This is a genomic window from Sungkyunkwania multivorans (assembly GCF_042675645.1).
Lineage (GTDB): Bacteria > Bacteroidota > Bacteroidia > Flavobacteriales > Flavobacteriaceae > Sungkyunkwania > Sungkyunkwania multivorans.
In genome coordinates, this window is record NZ_JBHTJH010000001.1 from 93383 (window position 1) to 114445 (window position 21063).

Sequence of the window (21063 nt, forward strand, 5' to 3'; positions counted from 1 at the left end):
ACTTGTATTTACGGCACCTAATTATCGCTAAATACCTATCTTTGCAAACTATTGCAATTCATATGAAAATAGATAAGACATTGGAAGAACAGTTAGAGGCCCTAGGCGACGATCATATCAGCGCTTCTGCCAGCACACCACTAAGAGATGATGCATTTGATCTAAGTGATGATGAAAAGATTGCACGCATTAAGAAAGACGTGGCCAACATCATGGAAACGCTTGGTCTCGACATGACAGATGACAGCCTGAGAGGCACACCAAACCGCGTTGCCAAAATGTATGTGAAAGAGATCTTTGGAGGGCTTCACCCTGATAGAAAACCAAAAGCATCGACCTTCGAAAACAAATATAAATATGGGGAAATGCTCGTAGAGAAGAATATTACCGTTTATTCTACCTGCGAACATCATTTATTGCCTATCGTGGGTCGAGCACATGTGGCCTACATATCTAATGGTACGGTCGTAGGATTATCCAAGATGAATCGTATTGTAGAATATTTTGCGAAGCGCCCCCAAGTACAAGAGCGTATGACCATGCAGATCGTACAAGAACTTCAAAGGGTTTTGGGCACCGAAGATGTGGCTTGTGTCATAGACGCCAAGCATCTCTGCGTTAATTCGAGGGGAATCAGCGATATCGAAAGCAGTACGGTCACGGCCGAGTTTGGTGGCAAATTCAAGGAAAAGGAGACCCGAAGAGAATTTCTGGATTATATCAAAATGGATACGCAGTTTTAATGTTTGTTGTTCAGTTGATTGTTGTTAAGCTGAATTTCGTTATTTTGGATATGAAACAAAAACTGCTCGCATCATGCATGTATATTCCTTTGAAAAATTAGACGTCTGGAAAGAAGCTATTCAGCTAGCTGTTTCAACATATCAAACCACTGGGGCATTACCTTCCGCGGAAAAATTTGGACTTATATCACAAATGCGCAGGGCTTCGGTCTCAGTTTCCTCAAACATAGCAGAAGGCACTGCTCGATCAACATACAAGGACAAGGCAAAGTTTATTACTATATCGTACAGTTCTGCATTGGAGTTGCTTAATCAATTGATCATTTCAAAGAATCTCGAATTTATTGATGAAGAACAATATGCAAAACTGTGGTTAGAAATCGAATCAATCACCAATAAGCTAAATGCGCTTCGCAACCACTATCTAAAGACCACAACTTAACAACAATCAACTGAACAAAAAACAATGCAAACCGGCGAATTAAAAATATACAACTCACTCACTGCAAAAAAAGAAACGTTCAATCCCATCAACGAAGGCTATATTGGCATGTATGTCTGCGGCCCTACCGTTTACAGCAATGTTCACTTGGGAAATGTGCGCACATTTATGTCTTTTGACATGGTGTTTAGGTATTTCAAGCATCTTGGATATAAGGTAAGATATGTTCGAAACATTACCGATGCTGGCCATTTGGAGAACGATGCAGACGTGGGGGAAGATAGAATCGCAAAAAAGGCACGTTTAGAGCAGATCGAGCCGATGGAAGTGGTTCAGCGCTATACAGTTGACTTCCATAATATATTGAATAAATTCAATTTCTTGCCACCAAGTATAGAACCTACGGCCACCGGACATATCATCGAGCAGATAGAGATCGTCAAAGAGATCATGGAAAAAGGGTTGGCCTATGAGGTCAATGGTTCTGTCTATTTTGATGTACTCAAATTTAACGAGACTAATGACTATGGAAAGTTGAGCAAGCGCAATGTTGAGGACCTTATTCACAACACTCGTGAGCTGGATGGGCAAAGCGATAAGAAAAATCCGCAAGACTTTGCCCTTTGGAAAAAAGCCGAACCTCAGCATATTATGCGTTGGCCGAGTCCTTGGAGCGATGGTTTTCCGGGATGGCACTTAGAATGCACCGCGATGAGCACCAAGTATTTGGGCGAGCAATTTGATATTCACGGTGGTGGTATGGACCTCAAATTCCCTCATCACGAATGTGAGATCGCACAGGCGGAGGCCTGCAACGGTCATTCGCCAGTGAACTTTTGGATGCACGCCAATATGCTGACCTTGAATGGTAAAAAGATGGCCAAATCTACTGGCAACAATATTTTACCAAGCGAGATCCTTAGTGGCAACAATGATATCCTAAGCAAAGCCTTTTCACCCTCGGTAGTGCGTTTCTTTATGATGCAAGCGCATTATCGCAGTATTCTAGATTTTAGCAATGATGCCTTGGTCGCTTCGGAAAAAGGATTCACCAAACTCATGGATGCCATACATTCGCTGGAAGATATCAGTGAAGGAAGCGCTTCCTCCTTTGACGTAAAAGCATGGAAAGCCAAATGCTATGCTGCGATGAATGACGACTTCAACACTCCGATCTTGATCGCAGAACTGTTTGAGGCCGTGAAACAGATCAATCTGATGAAAGATGATAAGGCGAGCCTTGTTGCTGACGATCTATCACTATTAAAACGAACCATACAAGATTTTGTCTTTGAGGTATTGGGATTGGTGGATCAGCAGGAAGTACAAGCAGATAGTGATAAGCTCTCAGGGGTGGTAGAGCTACTCATCAGCATGCGAAACGAGGCTCGTGCCAATAAAGACTGGGCAAAGTCTGACGAGATAAGAGATCAATTGGCTGCTCTAGGCATTGTCTTGAAAGATGGCAAGGCCGGAACAACCTTTTCACTAAATTAATAGCTATCCACATCGCTCGCTTTGGTATTTTGATCATCATTCTCAGTGCTTGGTATCGCCCAAGCAATTGTAAAAAACGTTTCTCAGAGTGAAAAAACTGCTTATAGCGCCTTTTTTGTTCCTTATTCGCTTCTATCAGCGATATATCTCCTCTTGGACACCATCGACCTGCAGATACCAGCCCACATGCTCGCATTATACGGTTGAGGCCCTGCAAAAGCATGGGCTCCTTAGAGGAGGATGGTTGGCTTTGAAAAGGATCGGTAGTTGTCATCCTTGGGGCGGTAGCGGTTACGACCCTGTTCCTGACAAGGATGCCAACTAGGCCAGCGCGGCAGTCTCGCCAGTTCGCTGAAAATGTGCACTGCACATTCTCTAAACGCTCCTGCGCCTTGGGGCGGTAGTGGTTACGACCCTGTCCCTGACAAGGATGCCAACTAGGCCAGCGCGGCAGTCTCGCCAGTTTGCTGAAAATGTGCACTGCACATTCTCTAAACGCTCCTGCGCCTTGGGGCGGTAGCGGATACGACCCTGTACCTGATAAGGATGCTAACTAGGCCAGCGCGGCAGTCTCGCCAGTTTGCTGAAAATGCGCACTGCACATTCTCTAGACGCTCTTGATTGTTGGGTTTTGGGTTTTGGGTTTTGGGTAACCATACTAATTTCATAGCACTTTGTGTTATTTTTGATTTCTATTGCACTCATCCGCTGGTAACAATTCACATTTCCTTAGTAGCTATTTTTATAGCATTACCTATATTTACCCAAACAAACCAAATTGACGAATATGACATTCCTAAGCATCGTTTGGGATCCGAACGACACTCTTTTTGAAATTGGAAATTTCCCGATAAAGTATTACGGCCTCATGTGGATGTTAGCCTTTGTATTAGGCTTTTTGATCATAAAAAACATCTTTAAAAAAGAAGGCCAACCATTAGAGCGCTTGGACCCCTTATTTATGTACACAGTGCTTTCGATCATGATCGGTGCTCGGTTGGGGCATGTACTGTTCTATCAGACAGAACTTATCTGGCAAAGCCCACTCGAAGTATTTTTACCCATAAAACTTAACCCATTTAGATTTACAGGATTTAGAGGTCTTGCAAGTCATGGCGCAGCTATCGGTGCAGTCATAGGCATGTATCTATATAAGAGAAAATATCCAGATCTGAAACTATCGTGGATCCTGGACCGTTTGGTGATCCCATCTGCCTTAGGTGCGGTCTTTGTGCGTTTTGGCAACTTTATGAACTCCGAGATTGTTGGCGAACCCACCAACAGCGATTACGGCGTGATCTTTAAGCAATTGGGAGAAAACTTTCCAAGACATCCTGCCCAATTGTACGAGGCGATCGGATACGTTTTCGTATTTCTCATCCTATACTTCATCTATTATAAGACCGATAAAGGGCAAAAGCCGTGGTATCTTTTTGGGCTTTTCTTTGTGCTGTTGATGACCGTGCGCTTTTTCGCAGAATTCTTCAAAAGAAGTCAAGGCGGATTCGAATCGGCACTCGGTGTCTTTACCACCGGACAATGGTTGAGTATCCCCTTTATCATCATTGGGCTTTATCTAATGTTTAGAAAACAACCCGCAACGGCTTAAAAATGAGAGTTTACAACTTCACCATAGCAATTCTTTCTCTGGCGATCTTGATGACGGCCTGTGGAAAAGACAAGAAAAAGGCTCCAGTAAAAAAAGTAGAGATGGTCTTTAAGAAGGAAGGCAGCTTAACGCTACTTAAAGCGACAGGTGACACCATCAAGCAATTGGAAATTGAGATCGCCGACAACGAATATGAACGCCAAACCGGATTGATGTATCGCAAGAACATGCGTGAAGACCGCGGTATGTTATTTGTTTTTAAGGATGAACAGCCACGCAGCTTTTATATGAAGAACACCAAGATCCCTTTGGACATCATCTACATCGCAGCAGACCATACGGTTGTGAATATTGCCAAGAATACCAATCCGCAGGACGAATCTTCCGTCCCATCCAATGGCCCTGCCCAATATGTGTTAGAGGTCAATGCAGGAATGTCTGAACGATGGGGAATAGAGGCTGGTGACAAAATTTTGTTTACTAGGGATTAGAATTAGTCTCCAAATAACAGATAATTATTACTCCACACCTATCAGATCGTAAAAATTGCGCTTACAAAGTAATTTGCGGCGCTTGCAAAATTGGGCTACCATCAAGTAATTTGAAAATCGCCTTTTTTTTACCATCTTTAGCATTCGATACCTCAATAACTATATCAAAATGAAAAGACTATTGATGACCTTGACGTTTGCCATAGCCACGATAACGCTCTGCAACGCCCAAAAAATTGAAATGGAAAAAGGATTCGGTGGATATAAATACACTCAAAATGGCACACGCTTAACGATGGGCCAGGTTGTTGCTGCGGTTCAATCTAATCCGGAGGCATATAATCTAATAAAAAAAGCACAATCCAAGAAAACTACGGCCTCGCTTATGAGTCTTGTGGGAGGTGCACTGATCGGCTGGCCAATAGGAGCTTCTATCGGTGGTGGCGACCCCAACTGGACCTTAGCAGGCGTAGGCGCAGGATTTGTGGCTGTATCCATCCCAATTGCATCCGGCGGTAATAAGAAGGCAAAGCAAGCCGTTGAATTGTATAATTCGTCTTTGGATTCGGCATCCAACATCAGCTTTAGACCAGAATTCAAAATTGTCGCAAATGCTAACGGAATTGGCCTTTCCGTTAATTTTTGAAAGAAGTATGTTAAAAATGGTTGTCGATATGTATCATATTTGTTCTTATCGTCTTAACATCGTCATCGGGTTATTCTCTTAGCCAAGTGTCTTATTTCCTGTTACTATGTTTCGAAGCTATCCATTATCATGAATATTTATATCTTTAGAACGACCTGTATTTTGAAAAGAGTTGACAAGGCCTATCTTTCTGAACCTTAACTATCATCAATGGCATGGCTTCTTGTTCTAAATTTACAAAAACTGAGTACTATTAATAGAAATCGTGAACGATGGAAAGTTCGAAACAATTGGCAAATCGGTTTAGAGAAGTGATCTTGGATGGTACATGGATCGCCAATACCAATTTCAAACATCAGTTAGCTGGTCTAACGTGGGAGGAGGCGACGACCAAAGTTGGTGCTTTGAATACGATTGCTGCACTTACCTTTCATATCAATTATTATATCGCCGGTGTCTTGAACGTCTTTGAAGGAGGTGCGCTAGAAATTAGGGATAAATATAGTTTTGACCACCCACAGATCGAGTCGGAAGAGGAATGGCAAAGGTTATTGGGAGCTATGTGGCGCAATGCAGCACAATTCGCCGACCACATAGAAAATCTTCCTGAATCCAAATTAGAAGATTTTTTTGTCGACAAAAAATACGGAACCTACCGCCGAAACATTGAGGGAATGATAGAGCACAGCTATTATCATTTAGGGCAGATCTCCTTCATAAAAAAGATATTATCAACATCTGCATCATGAAAAAAACATTCGTATGCTCATTAATGGCATTGGTCACCTTGCTTGGATGTGAGAAGAAAAAGACTCCATCCACGGATTTTAATGGAAAACAAAGCCAGGTAATTATCAATATGATTGCCGCCGTCAACGAAAAGGATGCCCAAAAATATGTAAATGGCTTCGCAGAAGGAGTCGAGGTCTTCGTCGAATATGAAAAGAAGGTTGACGGGAAAAGTGCCTTAAAGGCCAATAGAGCCGAACATTTTAAGAACCATCCCAACGTTCGTTCAGAAATACAGCATCTGGTGGAGATCGATAACAAGGTGATCCTTCATGATAAAGTGTGGCTCAACAATGCGGATACCATCGGTAGCGACATCGTTGAGATCTTTACTTTTGAGAATGGTAAAGTGATACGTGTGGATGTGATACAGCCAAAAGATTTATTCGGTAATTCCGAATGAAATCGGCACCATAAGTCCATTTGCCAATGAAAAAAAGCATCTTGCTAATTGCAGTCCTCGCAGCTGCGAAATTCATCATTCAGTGTTTTGGGAATCGAAATTACGGTTTCCATCGCGACGAACTACTTCATTTATCTGTCAGTGAACATTTGGATTGGGGTTACATGGAATTCCCTCCATTTATCGCTCTTATAGGCAAGATCTCCTATTGGCTATTTGATTACTCGCTGCTCGGTGTTCGGCTCTTCCCTACCATGGCTGGTGTTGCCATACTCATACTCTGTTGTCTGATGGCCAAAGAACTTGGTGGTAAATTCCTTACGATACTGCTCGCTGGCTTCTGTGTCTTGGCTTTTCTTCCATTCTACCGTAATCACACGCTGTTTCAACCTGTTGCCTTTGATCAACTTTTTTGGACATTGGGATTTTATTACATCATCAAGTTTATCAATTCTGAAAATAAAAAATATCTCATTCTTTTGGGAATTACCTTGGGCCTCGGCTTGATGAACAAGTACACCATGCTAGTATGGGCCTTTGGAGTATTCGTCGGACTATTTTTCTACCAGAAAGGCAGTTTGTTCAATAATAAATGGACCTACCTGTCGGCAGCGGTAGCATTATTTATCTTCTTGCCCAACATCATTTGGCAAATACAGCACGACTTTCCCTTGCTCGGACATATGCAAGCGCTTAATGAAAATCAGTTAAATGATCTCGACCGTTTCGAATTTGTGGCAGAACAGCTGAATTTTCCAGGCACGCTAATGGTCAGCCTTTTTGGACTTACGGTATTACTATTCGGAAACAATTTAAGAAAATATCGAGCTATCGGAGTTTCGGTATTAGTGATCTTCTTTACGATGTGGATGCTCAACGCGAAGGCCTATTATCTATTCGCCATATATCCTGTCTTATTTGCTGCGGGAGCTGTAAAGATCACATCACTGCTTCATAGAAGACCTGTCTGGGTCTATGTCGTTGCAAGTCTTGTATTGCTGCCTTCTATCTATTTTATACCGCAGGCAACACCCCTTCTGCCCATTGAGGAGTTTGTAGAATACCGTGATATAGAAGAAAAGGATGGTAGAGTTGAACTGACAGGAGATTATGCCGACATGTTTGGTTGGGAAGAACAGGTGAAATTAGTGGACAGTGTGTATCGTTCATTACCTCCACAGGAAAAGGACCATTGCATGCTATGGGCAGAGAATTATGGGGAAGCAGGTGCACTCAAAATATTAGGAAAAAAGTATGGGTTGCCGAATCCGATCAGCAGACATGGAAGTTTCTGGACATGGGGCTATGGAAACGAGGATGCAGCGGTTTGGATAAGCTTAGGTAATGAACAAGCCGCCGTAGAATATGTATTTGAAGAGGTGGAATTGGTGAAGATCATCGTGCATAAATATGCTATTGGTGAAGAGAATGGTATTCCGCTTTATATTTGTAGAAAGCCAAAAATAGATATTCCATTGATGTGGAAGAATTACGAAGCACATATCTTTGACTGATATCAGCGATTGAGAATGATCAGAAATTACACAAAAAATGATAAAGAAAAAGTGGTTGAACTACTGAGAGCGAATACCCCAGCCTTTTTTGATCCATCGGAAGAGGAGGATTACATCAATTACCTGGAGACGGAGGTTGAAGACTATTTTGTCTATGAAGAAAACTCGAATATACTAGGCGCTGGTGGCATCAATTATTTCCCTGAAGAAAGGACAGCACGAATTTCGTGGGATGTGGTGGCTCCCAATGTACAAGGAAAAGGAATCGGAAAACAATTGGTCGAGCATCGCATAGCGCAGATCAGAAAAAATAAAGGCATTGACAGTATCGTAGTAAGAACTTCACAACTCACCTATAAATTCTATGAAAAATTTGGTTTCGAACTGGAAAAGGTCGAAAAGGATTTTTGGGCAAAGGATCTGGACCTTTATTTGATGAGTATGAAAACTTCAAAAGCACTTTGATAAAAAAAGGATATTTTAGCTGATTAAAACTAGAATTATAATCTAACAAAAAGTACACATGATGATGACAAAATTTAGAACTTTCGCATTAACATTGGCAATAGGCATTTTTTCGCTAAGCTTTTCTTTTGGTCAAGCTGAAGAATATTTCAATGAATCCGAAGAAAAAGCAACGGTGTATATCATCAGGACCCCTAAACTTGGAGCCTTGATCAATTTTCGATATTTTATCGGTGAAACCTATATCGGAAAATGTAATTATGGAAAGTATTTCAAGGTGTATTTAACTCCTGGAAAACACCTTATATGGTCTAAGTCAGAAAATAGGTCATTTATCGAAGCCGAGGTCGAAGCAGGAAAGACCTACGTGATCAATGCCATTCCAAAGATGGGTGGATTCAGAGCAAGTGTAAAACTTGAGGAACTGGATACCAACTTCACCGAAGGACAATTGAAACGTTTCAAAAAGTATTTTGAGAAGCGCGCCAAACTCATCACTTTCACTCCGGAAGAATTGGCAATAGGACAAGAGAAGTTTGCCGACGTCATCGTTGAAGGTTTGGCAAAATACGAAAAGGTCAAGGGAAAGGAAAAAGAAATCCCTGTTCTCAAAACACCTATCGATCTCGAAGCCATTCTTAAATAGTCCCTTCAATACTAGGAACAAGAATGGCCGCATGAGCATTCTAATGGATTTATTTCTGTACCTTATGGAAATAAATGTTTGTCGTTCAGAAAAATAATACCAACTTTGATGAGATGCATCAATTGGTGCAGGAAAGCTTTTTGCTGCATGTGGCGCCCCAATATTCCAAAGAAGGAATCGACACATTTCTAGCACTGATCCAAGAAGATAATTTGAAGGAAAGAGCGGAAGAAAACACCTCCCTTTTCATTACGGCAAGGCATCATAATGTTATCATCGGAGTATTAGAGTTAAGACAGCATTCGCATATTACATTATTATTTGTCAAAGACGACTATAGAGGAAAAGGAGTTGCCTTCTCATTGCTAGAAAGCGCCATAAAGCGGTGCAAGAATGTCTATCCCGATATGAAGCGACTAACGCTCAATGCTTCACCAAATTCGTTACATATTTATAAAAGAATGGGGTTCGTAGAAACGGCAGATCAACAACAAAATAATGGAGTGATCTATACACCGATGAAGTATGTATTCTCAGATTGAGCTTACTACGAGGAATGGAATGACGAAGTAGTTTGCCCTTGGAGATCCCATCGGACGGATCGCTTCGTCTCGATATATCGATACTCGCGAAGACGCTAATCAAAAAAAAATAACCGTATCTCTCAGCGCCATCCCAAAACGTCACTGCGAGGAATGGAATGACGAAGCAGTCTGCCCTTGGAGATCCCATCTAACGGATCGCTTCGTCTCGACATATCGAGACTCGCGAAGCCCTTTGAAATCAAAAAGCCGCCCTTAACAGGCGGCTCTTCTATAAATTGAACAGGTAAATAACTAAGAAAAACGTTTATGTTTTCTCTTTATCTGCCTTTTTGGTCGTATCATACATTACCGGTGTTGCAATGAATAGTGAAGAGTAGGTTCCCACCAATACTCCCACGATCAACGCGAACATAAACCCTCGGATGGATTCTCCACCAAAAATAAAGATGGCCAATAATACCACTAAGGTGGTCAACGAGGTATTCAAGGTACGACTCAACGTACTATTCAAGGCGCTATTTACTGTTTTGCTAAATTCCCAGGTTGGATGATCATTCATAAATTCACGGATACGGTCAAAAACTACCACCGTATCGTTCAAGGAGTATCCAATTACCGTAAGTATCGCAGCGATGAACGCTTGATCGATCTCCATATTAAAAGGCATGATCTTCCAGAAGATAGAGAATACCCCTAAGACGATCAGAACATCGTGGAATACTGCCGCTACCGCTCCCAAAGAGAATTGCCATCTGCGGAAACGCAATAGGATATATAGGAAAACAACGATCAATGACCCGAATATCGACCACAATGAAGCTTTGAAGATATCATCGGCAATTGTTGGCCCAACCTTTACCGAAGACATACGGCCTATTTCCTTGTCCTCTGCACTATCTACAAATTGCTCCAAGGTAAAGTCTGCTGGCAAATAGGATTTTAAACCTTCGAATAACTTCTGCTCAACTTCTTCATCTACCTCGGTACCAGAAACATCGATCTTATATTTTGTAGTGATCTTCAATTGGTTATCCTCACCGAAGGTCTTCACATTTGGAGGGAGCTTTACCCCATCTTCAACAAAAACATCCGCCAAGGTGTTTGAAACCTCTGAGGCATTCATCGACTTCTCGAAACGAACCACATAGGAACGCCCTCCTGAAAAATCAACCCCCGGGTTTAGTCCTTGTGTTGCTAAAGAAGCCAAGCCTCCTGCAACGATCAAGAAAGATATGATATAGGCCACTTTGCGCTTCCCTAAGAAATCGACCGTCATATTTCTGAACAAATTCTTGGTCATCGCGGTAGCAAAATCCAATTTGTTTCCTTTTTCAACTTGCCAATCAACAAATAAGCGAGTAATAAAGATAGCCGTGAATAAGGAGGTAACGATACCGACCAATAAGGTGGTCGCAAATCCTTTGATTGGACCTGTACCAAAGATGAAAAGGATCAAGGCGGTTAGTCCCGTAGTGATATTCGCATCCAAGATCGAAGACAAGGCATTATTAAATCCATCGGCAACGGCTTGTTTCATCCCTTTTCCTTTGGTAAGCTCCTCTCTTACACGTTCAAAGATAAGTACGTTCGCATCCACCGACATACCAATGGTCAATACGATACCAGCAATACCAGGCAGTGTCAATACTGCACCGAGACCGGCCAATACCCCAAAGATCAATAGGATATTCAAGGCTAGGGCGATATCGGCAAAAATACCTGCCTTCCCATAATAGAAGACCATCCATATCAACACTAAAGAAAGTGCGATAAGGAATGACATGATACCGCTATCGATCGCCTCTTGTCCTAACGATGGACCCACGATCTCTGACTGAATGATATCTGCTGAAGCCGGCAGTTTACCAGCTCTTAATACGTTGGCAAGATCTTTGGTCTCTAATATGGTGAAATCTCCTGAGATCTCTGAACGACCCCCAACGATAGCTCCTTTTGAGACTCCTGGTGCTGAATAGACGATATCATCCAAGACGATGGCGATGTTGGTGTTCTCTTTAGAGGCCTTCCCGGTCATATCTTCCCATATCTTAGACCCTCTTGTGTTCATTTGCATATCTACCGAAGGTTCTCCATTTTGGCTAAATGAACCTTGGGCATCTGTGATCACATCTCCACTTAAAGGCGGTGTGTTATCTCTATTAGCATTGATAGCATATAGCTCTACTCCTTTTTGTCCAAGTAAGCGCACGTTTCGTCCTTCATACGCCTTCAGGTCCACTTCTCTTCCCAATAGGAATTTGGTATAGCGCATTTCTGCTGGAAGCAATGCTCTTATATCCGGACGATTGAGATATGCTACTACTTTTTCTCCATCTTCCTTAGAGTATACGCCCAATACATTCCTTCCTCTAGAAGCTTCTCTAACATCCAGATCAAATATTGGATTAGCGACCACTTCAACGGCTGTAGAATCGGTATCTACAGTGTCCAATAGCGCATCGATCTTTGAAGAAGTGTCTTCTTCCGCCGTGGCCGTGGTATCTTGTACAGCTTCGGTAGTTTCCTTCTCGGCCTTTGGTGCTTGCTCTTCCCTAATAAGATTGTTGGCCTGCGTTAAAAAGTTGACCAATTTATCGGTATTATATGTCTCCCAAAACTCCAATTGGGCTGTTTGAGAGACCAATTCTCTGGCGCGTTGGACATCTTTGGCACCTGGTAATTCTACCAGAATCCTTCCAGAGTTTCCTAAACGTTGGATATTGGGTTGGGTAACTCCGAACTCATCGATACGCTTGCGCAATACTTCAAAAGCCGATACGATGGCGTCATCCACCTTTTCACGAATCACCTTTTTAACGGTCTCATCGTCCATGGTAATATCTATATCGTCATCCAAGGTACGATTGGCAAAAATATCTGGTGATGCCAATTTCTTATCTCCCTTGATAGCATCAAAAGCCTCAAAGAAAGATTCTACGTAAGGTTCGTCGGCATTCTTCTGTAATTGGTCGGCGTTTTCCAATGCAGTGTTAAAGGTGGGATCCTTTGATTTTTCTGCCAACCCCTTCAAAATATCTTTTACCGAGATCTGAAGAATTACGTTAATACCTCCTTTTAAGTCGAGCCCTTTGTTAAGCTCTTTCTTTTTAGCTTCTGCATAAGTAAATCCGATGAATTTCTTTGCATTTGCAACAGAGTCTAAATACTTAGCCTCTACCTCTGCCCTCTCTTGCACGTAGTTTGCCACTGTGTTATCCACTTTGTTGATGGCGTACTCTTCTGCTTCATTTTCTACACTATTGGTGAAGAATGTAAATGAAAGTTGGTAAATACTTACCAAACCGAACAAAAAGGCAAACAATTTTACTAATCCCTTGTTCTGCATTGTAATTAATTTAGGTGATAATTTTAAAAACGAGCAAATATATCATTTCGCCAAGGAAATGCCAATATATTTTAAGGTTTTCATCCGTATTACTGAAGTTTGATTACCGTCATCGAAGACACCTTTAATTTTGGCAAAGCACCAGCCTCAATAATGGCAGCCAGATCATAAGCCTCTTCTACAGTGAATTCTCCCGTAATTTGTGAGCGGCCACCCACAATCGCACCGTTGAGTACCCCTGGTGCAGATAATACTGTATGGTCAACGACCATAGCTATATTTGTCTGCTCTCTAGAAGCTCTGCCCGTTATATCCTCCCACTTCATCGCACCTTGTTCATTCATTTGCAAATTGATCGTTGGGTTCCCCATCATATCAAAGTCTTGGGAGGCTTCTATTATCGTATTCCCATCAAGTACTGCTCTGTTGGCTCTATTCCCTTTTATCGCATATAAGGGAACATTCCCATTTTCATCAGGTGTACCCCACAAGAACTTAACAAAACGAAGATCTGTCGGCAATAGGGCTCTCACCTGTTTTTGTTCAAGGTATTGCATCATTTTTTCTTTGTTTTCTTGCCTGACCTTACAAAGTACGTTTCGCGCCCTAAAGTTATCCTTGACAAACAAACTCGAAATAGGTTCGACATCTGCTAAACTGTCTTTCAAAATATTGTTAGCTTCTAATAAGAAACCAAATAGTTTATCTGCATTAAAAGTATGATAGAATTCCAATTTGCCTTGGGTTTGAAGAAGATCGACCAATCGCTCTTGAGGAATCGGTTTTGAGGCAGCAATCTCTAAATCGATCGTATTGCCATTCATCGGGTCAATTTTCAGTACCTCAACTCCAAAATCCTTAAGACGCTTGGCTAAGACCTCCTCGGTGACTCTCATATCAAATTCTTGACCTTCTTCAATTTGAAGGCGAAGTTTTAAGCCATGCGTAGGTTCTGAATTACAGCTCGCTAAGAAGGCTACGAGTATAAAAAGAAGACTTTCAATAAAAGACACCCTCATAATTGTTTGTTTAACATTTTCAAAAAATAAAAAAAGGTTGCCGAAGCAACCTTTATAATATGTGTGTATATCATTCATTATACATCCAACAGTCCGTTGGTCTTCTTAACACCTTCTGCACTTTCGGCCAACTTCGATTTTTCGGCATCGGACAGCTGGATATCAACAACTTTTTCAATTCCATTTTTACCTAAGACCACAGGAACACCAATACAGAGGTCCTTTAGCCCATATTCTCCGTCCAACAATGTCGAACAAGGGAAGATCTTCTTTTGGTCGCAGGCGATTGCCTGCACCAGACCAGAAACCGCTGCTCCCGGGGCGTACCATGCCGAAGTACCAAGTAGTTTGGTCAAGGTAGCACCTCCCACTTTGGTATCTTCCATCACTTGGTTCAATCTTTCTTCCGAAATAAACTCAGATACAGGAACGCTATTTCTAGTAGCCAAACGCGTAAGAGGAACCATTCCTTTATCACTGTGACCTCCGATGACCATACCGTCTACATCAGAAATAGGTGCACCTAAGGCCTCGGCCAATCGGTACTTGAATCGTGCGCTATCCAGTGCTCCCCCCATACCAATGATCCTATGTTTTGGTAGGCCCGTAACCTTATGCGCCAAATAGGTCATGGTATCCATAGGGTTACTTACAACAATGAGAATTACATCTGGAGAGTGCTTGATCAGTTCGCCTGCAACAGATTTTACGATTCCAGCGTTAATGCCTATCAACTCTTCGCGGGTCATTCCAGGCTTACGTGGAATACCAGAAGTGATCACGGCAATATCGCTATTGGCGGTCTTTGAGTAATCACCGGTGGTCCCAGTGATCTTGGTATCGAAACCATTTAATGAGGCTGTTTGCATCAAATCCATCGCCTTCCCTTCGGCAAATCCCTCTTTGATATCTAACAATACCACTTCTGAAGCAAAATCTTTGATTGCAATGTACTCTGCGCAACTAGCACCAACGGCTCCTGCACCTACTACGGTAATTTTCATGTATGATGATTTTTGTTGATTAAAAACTAGTGCAAATTTAAGAATTATGCCACTAATTATCGTATGAAATCACCTAAAACCGAAGTTCAAACCAATAGAAAGATTATTGAATTCGGCTACGGTGTAATCAAGGTTCAACCTGAAGAAGGCGAGCTTCAATTTGGTACCCACAGTGAGGCGTGTCCCCGAGGCATCATTAGATACTGAAAAAGGATCTTCAAAAGTCTGTTGAAATGGCCCCTGTCTAACAACATAGGTCCCTAAAATATCGGTGTCAGATTTTCCTGAAAGGTATCCAATACTTCCATAGAAATTGATCACTGGCAACTTTGTAGATGCGATCAGCTGAAATGACCATGTGCTCGCAGTGGTCTCAAAACGTTGGTTAGCACCATCGACAATATTCGTGCTAGTAAAGTCATAGCTACCATCCAATCTTGTATAACCGATCAATCCCGAAACAGCTACAGGCCACAACTTCTCGGCCGGCAGCCATTGTGTAAGTTCGTGCTGTAACCCAACACCATAAAAGCCCACCTTCACATCATTTGAATTTACCTTAGGGAAGAAACGCGCTTTGAGTTCGGTCCCTTTGATAACACCAACACTTACCTGTAGGAATGCTGTCGGTATAAAATTGATATTTTCGGAGGCCAGCCCAGAAGGGAGGTCAAATTCTACACGCTCCGTGACACCCGGTGCAACTTCGGACTCCGCAAACACTCGAATACCATCGATATCACCAAGGGCCGTAGAGACCGACTTGCCAGTGCTGCCATCTACGAATTGTAAGTTTTGATAGCTCGCGGTGTTGAGGACAAACCCTTTTTTTTCATCCTTGATTGGACTGTAATTCCCAACAATAGAGACTTCAAATCCAGCCAATGGCTTTGATTCCGCGCTGTTAAACCAGCCGTTACTCATGCCATACATAAGCCCTTCATTGGCAGGTGCGATATAGTCGGTGGTGTATCGTTGTGCATCTGCAATTCCTGCTGCTAATAGTTCATTGATGTTTTGCGCCTTTGTCTGGCAAAAAACTGTGAAAAGAATAATTGAGAAAAGTGTTTTTTTCATGACTAATAGGTTTGAGAGCACTCTAATATATAAAAACCTGTAAAAATCGATGCACTTCTTTAAAAATAAGCTAGAAATAAGGTATAATCCTTTCAAAAAGGACAAGAATTGCCTTTCATCGATTGAATATGACTTTTATCGGAGTCAACGTGTAAGAAAAGTAAACTTAGTCGAATTCATCGATTGTCGAAAAAAATTCACATTTTGTCTAAAATTTGTACAAACCTTATCGTAACCCTTTGAAAATCATTCTTTATTATCTATTTTGGCTCCCTTTAAAAAGACCCCGAAGTTATGATGAGAAAAACCTTTGCTAGCAGTGCGATAGCACTATTGATTTTTGCAACTTCCTTTGGCCAAGTAGGTATCGGAACTACAACACCAGATACATCTAGTGCACTCGACATCACATCGACAGATAGTGGATTGTTAATTCCAAGAGTTGCGCTTACCTCAACAGCGAGCGCTGGCCCAATTACATCCCCAGCTACGGCTTTAGTGATTTATAATACCGCAACAGCTGGAGCAGGAGCCACTGCCGTAACACCTGGCTTTTACTATTGGAATGGTAGCTGGCAACGCTTTAATGATGGCTCGGCTGGATGGGAACTGGACGGAAATGCCGTGACGGCCTCGGATTTTATTGGAACCACCAACAATTTCCCTTTGAATATTCATGTAAATAACAACCAACGCTTTTCATTCACCGATGCTGGGCAGATCATCCCTGTAAACGCTACATCGAGCACCCTTATCGGTAATTCGACCTCGGCATCTGGGGACTTTGCAATAGCCATTGGAGAATTGGCGACCGCAGATTTCGACGATGCCATTGCCATTGGTAGACGTGCATCCACAGGAGAACGATTTGCCATAGCCCTAGGTTTGGATGCATCAGCACCTGGATTGAATAGCACGGCCCTAGGAAACGAAGCTAGTTCGGGAGGCAATCAATCTACGGCGGTAGGCTATCAAACCTTTGCAAGCAACGTAAATGCTACTGCGCTGGGCTTCGATGCTAGGGCAACAGGAAATAATTCTACCGCTCTGGGATACGACACCGACTCTGCTGGAAATAACACTGTAAGCATAGGAATAAGTGCTTCTGCAAGTGCCAATAATTCCGTGGCTATAGGTTCACAAGCCTCCTCAGCAGGCTCGGGCTCTTTAGCTTTGGGATTCCAATCGTCTGCACCAAACTTTAACTCTACCGCTATTGGTAATGGCGCCGTAGCTACTGGAAGTAACAGAATGCGATTTGGAAATACTACCGTAAATACGATCGAAGCCCAGGTAGGCATCTCTGTAACATCAGACGGACGATTTAAATACGATATCGAGGAAAACGTTCCTGGTCTTAGTTTTATCAACGCGCTTAGGCCAGTCACTTATAAGTTTGACCTGAAGAAGTTGAGCATGTTTAGAAATGAACCTTCCATCGCGCAAAATACAGGCAAGATAGAAACAGGATTTATAGCTCAGGAAGTGGAAGAAGCGGCCAAGAAATTGGGCTATGATTTTAGCGCTATCGATGTCCCAAAGGACAGTGACAAGCAGAATTACACGCTTTCCTATGCGCAATTCGTGGTACCATTGGTAAAAGCGGTGCAAGAACAACAAGAAGAGATCGAAGCTTTGAAAAAGGAACTGAACGAACTCAAGTCGATCAAGGAAGAAATAGCACAGCTCAGAGCGATGATCCAACCAAATGATCGATCAACATCTGCCGTGAAAACTGAAATTAGCAAGAAGAAATAGGACGAAAATTAAATTGACACTAAAATTAAAAAGACAACCGTGACGGTTGTCTTTTTTTTTGTCCAAAAGCTATCGAGATACTAAAGAAACCTTTTGTTTTGAAAACAAAAAAAAGGAGCTCGTAACTAACGAACTCCTTCCTTCCATATTCTAAAAGCATTGAAAATACTTTCTAAGCGTCTATATTTGCGTAAACCGCATTTTTCTCAATGAACTCTCTACGTGGTGGCACCTCATCGCCCATTAACATAGAGAAGATACGGTCGGCCTCGCTACCATTATCAATATTCACTTGACGTAGCGTTCTAAACTCTGGATTCATTGTCGTGTCCCACAGCTGATCTGCGTTCATCTCTCCAAGACCTTTATAACGCTGCACGGATGCTCCCTGACCAAACTTTTGAAGTAATTGATCGCGCTGGTTGTCATCCCATGCATATTCTTTCTTTGTGCCTTTCTTCACCAAGTACAGTGGTGGGGTCGCTATATACACGTGACCATGCTCGATCAGCTCTCTCATATACCTGAAGAAGAAGGTAAGGATAAGCGTAGAGATGTGACTACCATCTACATCCGCATCACACATGATAACTATCTTATGATATCGAAGTTTTTCGAGATTCAGTGCTTTGCTATCCTCTTCGGTACCTATGGTGACACCTAAAGCTGTAAAAATATTCTTGATCTCCTCATTTTCAAAGACCTTGTGTTGCATGGCCTTCTCCACATTCAATATCTTACCTCTAAGCGGTAGAATAGCTTGGAAATTACGGTCACGGCCCTGTTTAGCAGTTCCGCCTGCAGAATCTCCCTCGACCAGAAATACCTCGCACAATGCAGGATCGGTCTCGGAACAATCTGAAAGCTTCCCAGGAAGACCACCAATGCTCATCACCGTCTTACGCTGTACCATTTCCCGTGCCTTCTTAGCGGCATGCCTAGCTTGCGCAGCTAAGATCACCTTTTGAACGATGGTCTTTGCGTCATTGGGATGTTCTTCGAGATAGTTCTCTAACATCTCAGAAACCGCTTGGGATACGGCAGCTGTCACCTCGCGGTTACCCAATTTGGTCTTGGTTTGCCCCTCAAATTGTGGCTCTGCAACTTTTACCGATATTATGGCCGTTAGGCCTTCACGGAAATCATCACCAGATATCTCGAACTTCAACTTATCTAGCATCCCAGAGGCATCGGCATATTTCTTTAAAGAACCCGTTAGACCTCTTCTAAATCCGGAAAGATGCGTCCCTCCTTCATGCGTATTGATATTGTTCACATAGGAGTGCAAGTTTTCAGAATAGCTATCGTTGTAGACCATGGCCACCTCTACAGGAATATCGTTCTTCTCACCTTCTATGGAAATTACATCATTGATGATGGCGCTTCGTGTTCCGTCCAAAAAACGAACAAATTCCTTTAAACCCTCTGTTGAGTGAAAGGTGTCTTCCACGAATTCTCCATTGTCATCTTTATGACGTTTGTCGGTAAGCGTTATCGTTATCCCCTTATTTAGATACGAAAGTTCGCGCATACGGCTAGCAAGGGTATCATAATTATATTCCCGGGTCTGTTGAAAGATCTGATCGTCGGGCGTAAAGGTGACGGATGTCCCAGTTTTGTCGGACTCGCCGACTGGCTTAACAGGGTACATGGTCTTTCCGCGTTCATATTCTTGTTCCCAAACTTTTCCATCTCTGTAGACGGTCGCTTTGAGATGAGATGAAAGTGCATTCACACAAGAAACCCCCACACCGTGTAGACCACCGGAGACCTTATAAGAATCCTTATCGAATTTACCCCCTGCACCGATCTTGGTCATTACCACCTCTAGTGCTGAAACCCCTTCTTTTTGGTGCATGTCCACTGGGATACCACGACCATTATCGTGCACTGTGATCGAGTTATCTTCTTCGATAATAACACTGATAGTGTCGCAATGCCCCGCTAGGGCCTCATCTATCGAATTATCCACTACTTCATACACCAAATGGTGAAGACCACGAGTTCCAACATCGCCAATATACATCGATGGACGCATGCGAACATGTTCCATTCCTTCAAGGGCCTGAATACTATCTGCTGAATAGTTATTTTTATTAACTTCTTCGCTCATATATAGATAGGTTAAATTTTAAATTTTGCAAATCCCACAAATATAACAATTCCCTAGTGAAATAAGGGGTTTTGAAGCTTTTAATGGCGTCAAGTTATCAACAATTAGTTAACGGTTTTTTGAGGAATCTGAGCTCAAAATTACATGTCCATTTTAAGGCAAAACCTACCTTTTTCAGCTCGCTGAATATCAAGTGATTAAAATGCGGAATATTTATGTCGATCGACCGCCCTCACAAACCTTAAAAAGGCAATTTCTTGGCATTTCAATGCGGTCATGGTAAAACGTGGTGCAAATGGGCCCATACCCCGGATAAAACAAGGAAAGACACCCGCTAAAAACTAGTGCTCTCCATTTATTTTCGTGATACCAACCCATAAAACGACCAGACAATGAAACTTCCAGAAGAATTGAAAGAAGGAATTAGAGCTTATCGTAAAGCTACACCATGGTATGCACCTCAGGCAAGATGCCCGCCACCTTTAGATGGCTTTGTTAACCGATCCTTTTCTATGTTAGAGATGTTAAGTCACCAGAACAAAAAAAAAGCCTGTCTCTCCAGACAGGCTTACATTAAAAAGTATATCGTGAATATTCGTTAAATAACTTTAACGTTTACTGCGTTCAATCCTTTTTTTCCTTCAGTTAATTCGAATTCAACCTCATCTCCTTCTTGGATTTGGTCGATCAAACCTGTTACGTGTACGAAGTGCTCTTGGTTAGAACCTTCTTCTGTAATGAAACCAAATCCTTTGGTCTCATTGAAAAATTTTACTGTTCCTTTACTCATTGTTGTTTAATATAAGGCTGCGAAGATAGTGTTATTATTTTGAGATACAGCATTATATTTAAAAAATAATCTCTTAGAAGCAATTTACACTTTTGAAAATAGTTAAAGATAAGATTCACAGTTTCTTGGAAGGCCTGGAATTTTATTGAGTACCTTTGCCTGAAAT

The 21063-nt window shown here is 42.1% G+C and carries 21 protein-coding genes; 15 read left to right on the forward strand and 6 right to left on the reverse strand.

Annotation, left to right across the window (positions count from 1 at the left end; genetic code table 11):
- Window positions 1-62: 62 nt before the first annotated feature.
- The 13 genes from folE (at window position 63) to ACFQ1M_RS00450 (ending at window position 9787) form a co-directional block, all read left to right on the forward strand.
- A complete protein-coding gene (gene folE, locus ACFQ1M_RS00390; protein ID WP_386402270.1) occupies window positions 63-743 on the forward strand; it encodes a GTP cyclohydrolase I FolE in 681 nt (226 codons plus the stop codon).
- A 73-nt stretch (window positions 744-816) separates the two neighbouring features.
- Window positions 817-1185, forward strand: a complete 369-nt coding sequence (locus ACFQ1M_RS00395; RefSeq protein ID WP_386402273.1) for a four helix bundle protein — start codon at window positions 817-819, stop codon at window positions 1183-1185.
- 24 nt (window positions 1186-1209) lie between these two features.
- Window positions 1210-2682 carry a cysteine--tRNA ligase gene (gene cysS, locus ACFQ1M_RS00400; RefSeq protein ID WP_386402276.1) on the forward strand — a complete coding sequence of 491 codons (1473 nt, stop codon included), beginning with the start codon at window positions 1210-1212 and terminating at the stop codon, window positions 2680-2682.
- A gap of 88 nt (window positions 2683-2770) precedes the next feature.
- Window positions 2771-3007 carry a membrane protein insertion efficiency factor YidD gene (gene yidD, locus ACFQ1M_RS00405; protein WP_386402279.1) on the forward strand — a complete coding sequence of 79 codons (237 nt, stop codon included), beginning with the start codon at window positions 2771-2773 and terminating at the stop codon, window positions 3005-3007.
- A 462-nt stretch (window positions 3008-3469) separates the two neighbouring features.
- Window positions 3470-4291 (forward strand): prolipoprotein diacylglyceryl transferase, encoded by an 822-nt coding sequence (gene lgt, locus ACFQ1M_RS00410; RefSeq protein ID WP_386402282.1) that lies wholly within the window; start codon window positions 3470-3472, stop codon window positions 4289-4291.
- A gap of 2 nt (window positions 4292-4293) precedes the next feature.
- Window positions 4294-4782, forward strand: a complete 489-nt coding sequence (locus tag ACFQ1M_RS00415) for a DUF192 domain-containing protein (protein ID WP_386402285.1) — start codon at window positions 4294-4296, stop codon at window positions 4780-4782.
- 169 nt (window positions 4783-4951) lie between these two features.
- Complete coding sequence (locus tag ACFQ1M_RS00420) at window positions 4952-5428, forward strand: hypothetical protein (protein ID WP_386402288.1); 477 nt, start codon at window positions 4952-4954, stop codon at window positions 5426-5428.
- 272 nt (window positions 5429-5700) lie between these two features.
- Entirely contained in the window at window positions 5701-6177 is a 477-nt protein-coding gene (locus ACFQ1M_RS00425) for a DinB family protein (RefSeq protein ID WP_386402291.1), read from the forward strand.
- Window positions 6174-6620, forward strand: a complete 447-nt coding sequence (locus tag ACFQ1M_RS00430) for a nuclear transport factor 2 family protein (RefSeq protein ID WP_386402294.1) — start codon at window positions 6174-6176, stop codon at window positions 6618-6620. The genes ACFQ1M_RS00425 and ACFQ1M_RS00430 overlap by 4 nt, the downstream gene beginning before the upstream one ends.
- A gap of 26 nt (window positions 6621-6646) precedes the next feature.
- On the forward strand, window positions 6647-8134 hold the full coding sequence (locus ACFQ1M_RS00435) for an ArnT family glycosyltransferase (protein ID WP_386402297.1): 1488 nt from the start codon (window positions 6647-6649) through the stop codon (window positions 8132-8134).
- Between the two features lie 15 nt (window positions 8135-8149).
- A complete protein-coding gene (locus ACFQ1M_RS00440) occupies window positions 8150-8599 on the forward strand; it encodes a GNAT family N-acetyltransferase (protein WP_386402300.1) in 450 nt (149 codons plus the stop codon).
- 58 nt (window positions 8600-8657) lie between these two features.
- Window positions 8658-9245, forward strand: coding sequence for a hypothetical protein (locus ACFQ1M_RS00445; protein WP_386402303.1), 588 nt, complete (start codon window positions 8658-8660; stop codon window positions 9243-9245).
- Window positions 9246-9319: 74 nt separating this feature from the next.
- Window positions 9320-9787, forward strand: coding sequence for a GNAT family N-acetyltransferase (locus ACFQ1M_RS00450; RefSeq protein WP_386402306.1), 468 nt, complete (start codon window positions 9320-9322; stop codon window positions 9785-9787).
- A 307-nt stretch (window positions 9788-10094) separates the two neighbouring features.
- Here ACFQ1M_RS00450 and secDF read toward each other — a convergent pair whose 3' ends face one another.
- The 4 genes from secDF to ACFQ1M_RS00470 form a co-directional block, all read right to left on the reverse strand.
- Window positions 10095-13136, reverse strand: a complete 3042-nt coding sequence (gene secDF, locus ACFQ1M_RS00455) for a protein translocase subunit SecDF (RefSeq protein WP_386402309.1) — start codon at window positions 13134-13136, stop codon at window positions 10095-10097.
- Between the two features lie 89 nt (window positions 13137-13225).
- A complete protein-coding gene (locus ACFQ1M_RS00460) occupies window positions 13226-14155 on the reverse strand; it encodes a SecDF P1 head subdomain-containing protein (protein ID WP_386402312.1) in 930 nt (309 codons plus the stop codon).
- 77 nt (window positions 14156-14232) lie between these two features.
- The gene (gene mdh / locus ACFQ1M_RS00465; RefSeq protein WP_386402315.1) at window positions 14233-15159 is read right to left on the reverse strand and encodes a malate dehydrogenase; all 927 of its coding nucleotides are present in this window, start codon (window positions 15157-15159) and stop codon (window positions 14233-14235) included.
- A gap of 69 nt (window positions 15160-15228) precedes the next feature.
- A complete protein-coding gene (locus tag ACFQ1M_RS00470) occupies window positions 15229-16236 on the reverse strand; it encodes a DUF6588 family protein (protein WP_386402318.1) in 1008 nt (335 codons plus the stop codon).
- A 294-nt stretch (window positions 16237-16530) separates the two neighbouring features.
- Here ACFQ1M_RS00470 and ACFQ1M_RS00475 point away from each other — a divergent pair, with 294 nt between their 5' ends.
- Entirely contained in the window at window positions 16531-17994 is a 1464-nt protein-coding gene (locus ACFQ1M_RS00475; RefSeq protein WP_386402321.1) for a tail fiber domain-containing protein, read from the forward strand.
- A gap of 172 nt (window positions 17995-18166) precedes the next feature.
- Here the strand turns inward: ACFQ1M_RS00475 and gyrB are convergent, their stop codons facing one another.
- Entirely contained in the window at window positions 18167-20107 is a 1941-nt protein-coding gene (gene gyrB / locus ACFQ1M_RS00480; RefSeq protein WP_386402324.1) for a DNA topoisomerase (ATP-hydrolyzing) subunit B, read from the reverse strand.
- A 392-nt stretch (window positions 20108-20499) separates the two neighbouring features.
- Here gyrB and ACFQ1M_RS00485 point away from each other — a divergent pair, with 392 nt between their 5' ends.
- Window positions 20500-20709, forward strand: coding sequence for a hypothetical protein (locus ACFQ1M_RS00485; protein WP_386402327.1), 210 nt, complete (start codon window positions 20500-20502; stop codon window positions 20707-20709).
- Here the strand turns inward: ACFQ1M_RS00485 and ACFQ1M_RS00490 are convergent.
- The gene (locus tag ACFQ1M_RS00490) at window positions 20706-20897 is read right to left on the reverse strand and encodes a cold-shock protein (RefSeq protein WP_386402330.1); all 192 of its coding nucleotides are present in this window, start codon (window positions 20895-20897) and stop codon (window positions 20706-20708) included. The genes ACFQ1M_RS00485 and ACFQ1M_RS00490 overlap by 4 nt on opposite strands.
- Between the last annotated feature and the right edge of the window lie 166 nt (window positions 20898-21063).

What these genes read in the sequence shown, in the direction of transcription:
- ACFQ1M_RS00425 (WP_386402291.1), top strand. Translation starts at nt 5,701, where the DNA reads ATGGAAAGTTCGAAACAATTGGCAAATCGGTTTAGAGAAGTGATCTTG.
- folE (WP_386402270.1), top strand. Translation starts at nt 63, where the DNA reads ATGAAAATAGATAAGACATTGGAAGAACAGTTAGAGGCCCTAGGCGAC.
- ACFQ1M_RS00490 (WP_386402330.1), bottom strand. Translation starts at nt 20,897, where the DNA reads ATGAGTAAAGGAACAGTAAAATTTTTCAATGAGACCAAAGGATTTGGT.
- ACFQ1M_RS00445 (WP_386402303.1), top strand. Translation starts at nt 8,658, where the DNA reads ATGATGATGACAAAATTTAGAACTTTCGCATTAACATTGGCAATAGGC.
- mdh (WP_386402315.1), bottom strand. Translation starts at nt 15,159, where the DNA reads ATGAAAATTACCGTAGTAGGTGCAGGAGCCGTTGGTGCTAGTTGCGCA.
- ACFQ1M_RS00440 (WP_386402300.1), top strand. Translation starts at nt 8,150, where the DNA reads ATGATCAGAAATTACACAAAAAATGATAAAGAAAAAGTGGTTGAACTA.
- ACFQ1M_RS00485 (WP_386402327.1), top strand. Translation starts at nt 20,500, where the DNA reads ATGAAACTTCCAGAAGAATTGAAAGAAGGAATTAGAGCTTATCGTAAA.
- ACFQ1M_RS00470 (WP_386402318.1), bottom strand. Translation starts at nt 16,236, where the DNA reads ATGAAAAAAACACTTTTCTCAATTATTCTTTTCACAGTTTTTTGCCAG.
- ACFQ1M_RS00475 (WP_386402321.1), top strand. Translation starts at nt 16,531, where the DNA reads ATGATGAGAAAAACCTTTGCTAGCAGTGCGATAGCACTATTGATTTTT.
- ACFQ1M_RS00395 (WP_386402273.1), top strand. Translation starts at nt 817, where the DNA reads ATGCATGTATATTCCTTTGAAAAATTAGACGTCTGGAAAGAAGCTATT.
- ACFQ1M_RS00420 (WP_386402288.1), top strand. Translation starts at nt 4,952, where the DNA reads ATGAAAAGACTATTGATGACCTTGACGTTTGCCATAGCCACGATAACG.
- ACFQ1M_RS00460 (WP_386402312.1), bottom strand. Translation starts at nt 14,155, where the DNA reads ATGAGGGTGTCTTTTATTGAAAGTCTTCTTTTTATACTCGTAGCCTTC.
- ACFQ1M_RS00450 (WP_386402306.1), top strand. Translation starts at nt 9,320, where the DNA reads ATGTTTGTCGTTCAGAAAAATAATACCAACTTTGATGAGATGCATCAA.
- ACFQ1M_RS00415 (WP_386402285.1), top strand. Translation starts at nt 4,294, where the DNA reads ATGAGAGTTTACAACTTCACCATAGCAATTCTTTCTCTGGCGATCTTG.
- ACFQ1M_RS00435 (WP_386402297.1), top strand. Translation starts at nt 6,647, where the DNA reads ATGAAAAAAAGCATCTTGCTAATTGCAGTCCTCGCAGCTGCGAAATTC.
- cysS (WP_386402276.1), top strand. Translation starts at nt 1,210, where the DNA reads ATGCAAACCGGCGAATTAAAAATATACAACTCACTCACTGCAAAAAAA.
- lgt (WP_386402282.1), top strand. Translation starts at nt 3,470, where the DNA reads ATGACATTCCTAAGCATCGTTTGGGATCCGAACGACACTCTTTTTGAA.
- secDF (WP_386402309.1), bottom strand. Translation starts at nt 13,136, where the DNA reads ATGCAGAACAAGGGATTAGTAAAATTGTTTGCCTTTTTGTTCGGTTTG.
- ACFQ1M_RS00430 (WP_386402294.1), top strand. Translation starts at nt 6,174, where the DNA reads ATGAAAAAAACATTCGTATGCTCATTAATGGCATTGGTCACCTTGCTT.
- gyrB (WP_386402324.1), bottom strand. Translation starts at nt 20,107, where the DNA reads ATGAGCGAAGAAGTTAATAAAAATAACTATTCAGCAGATAGTATTCAG.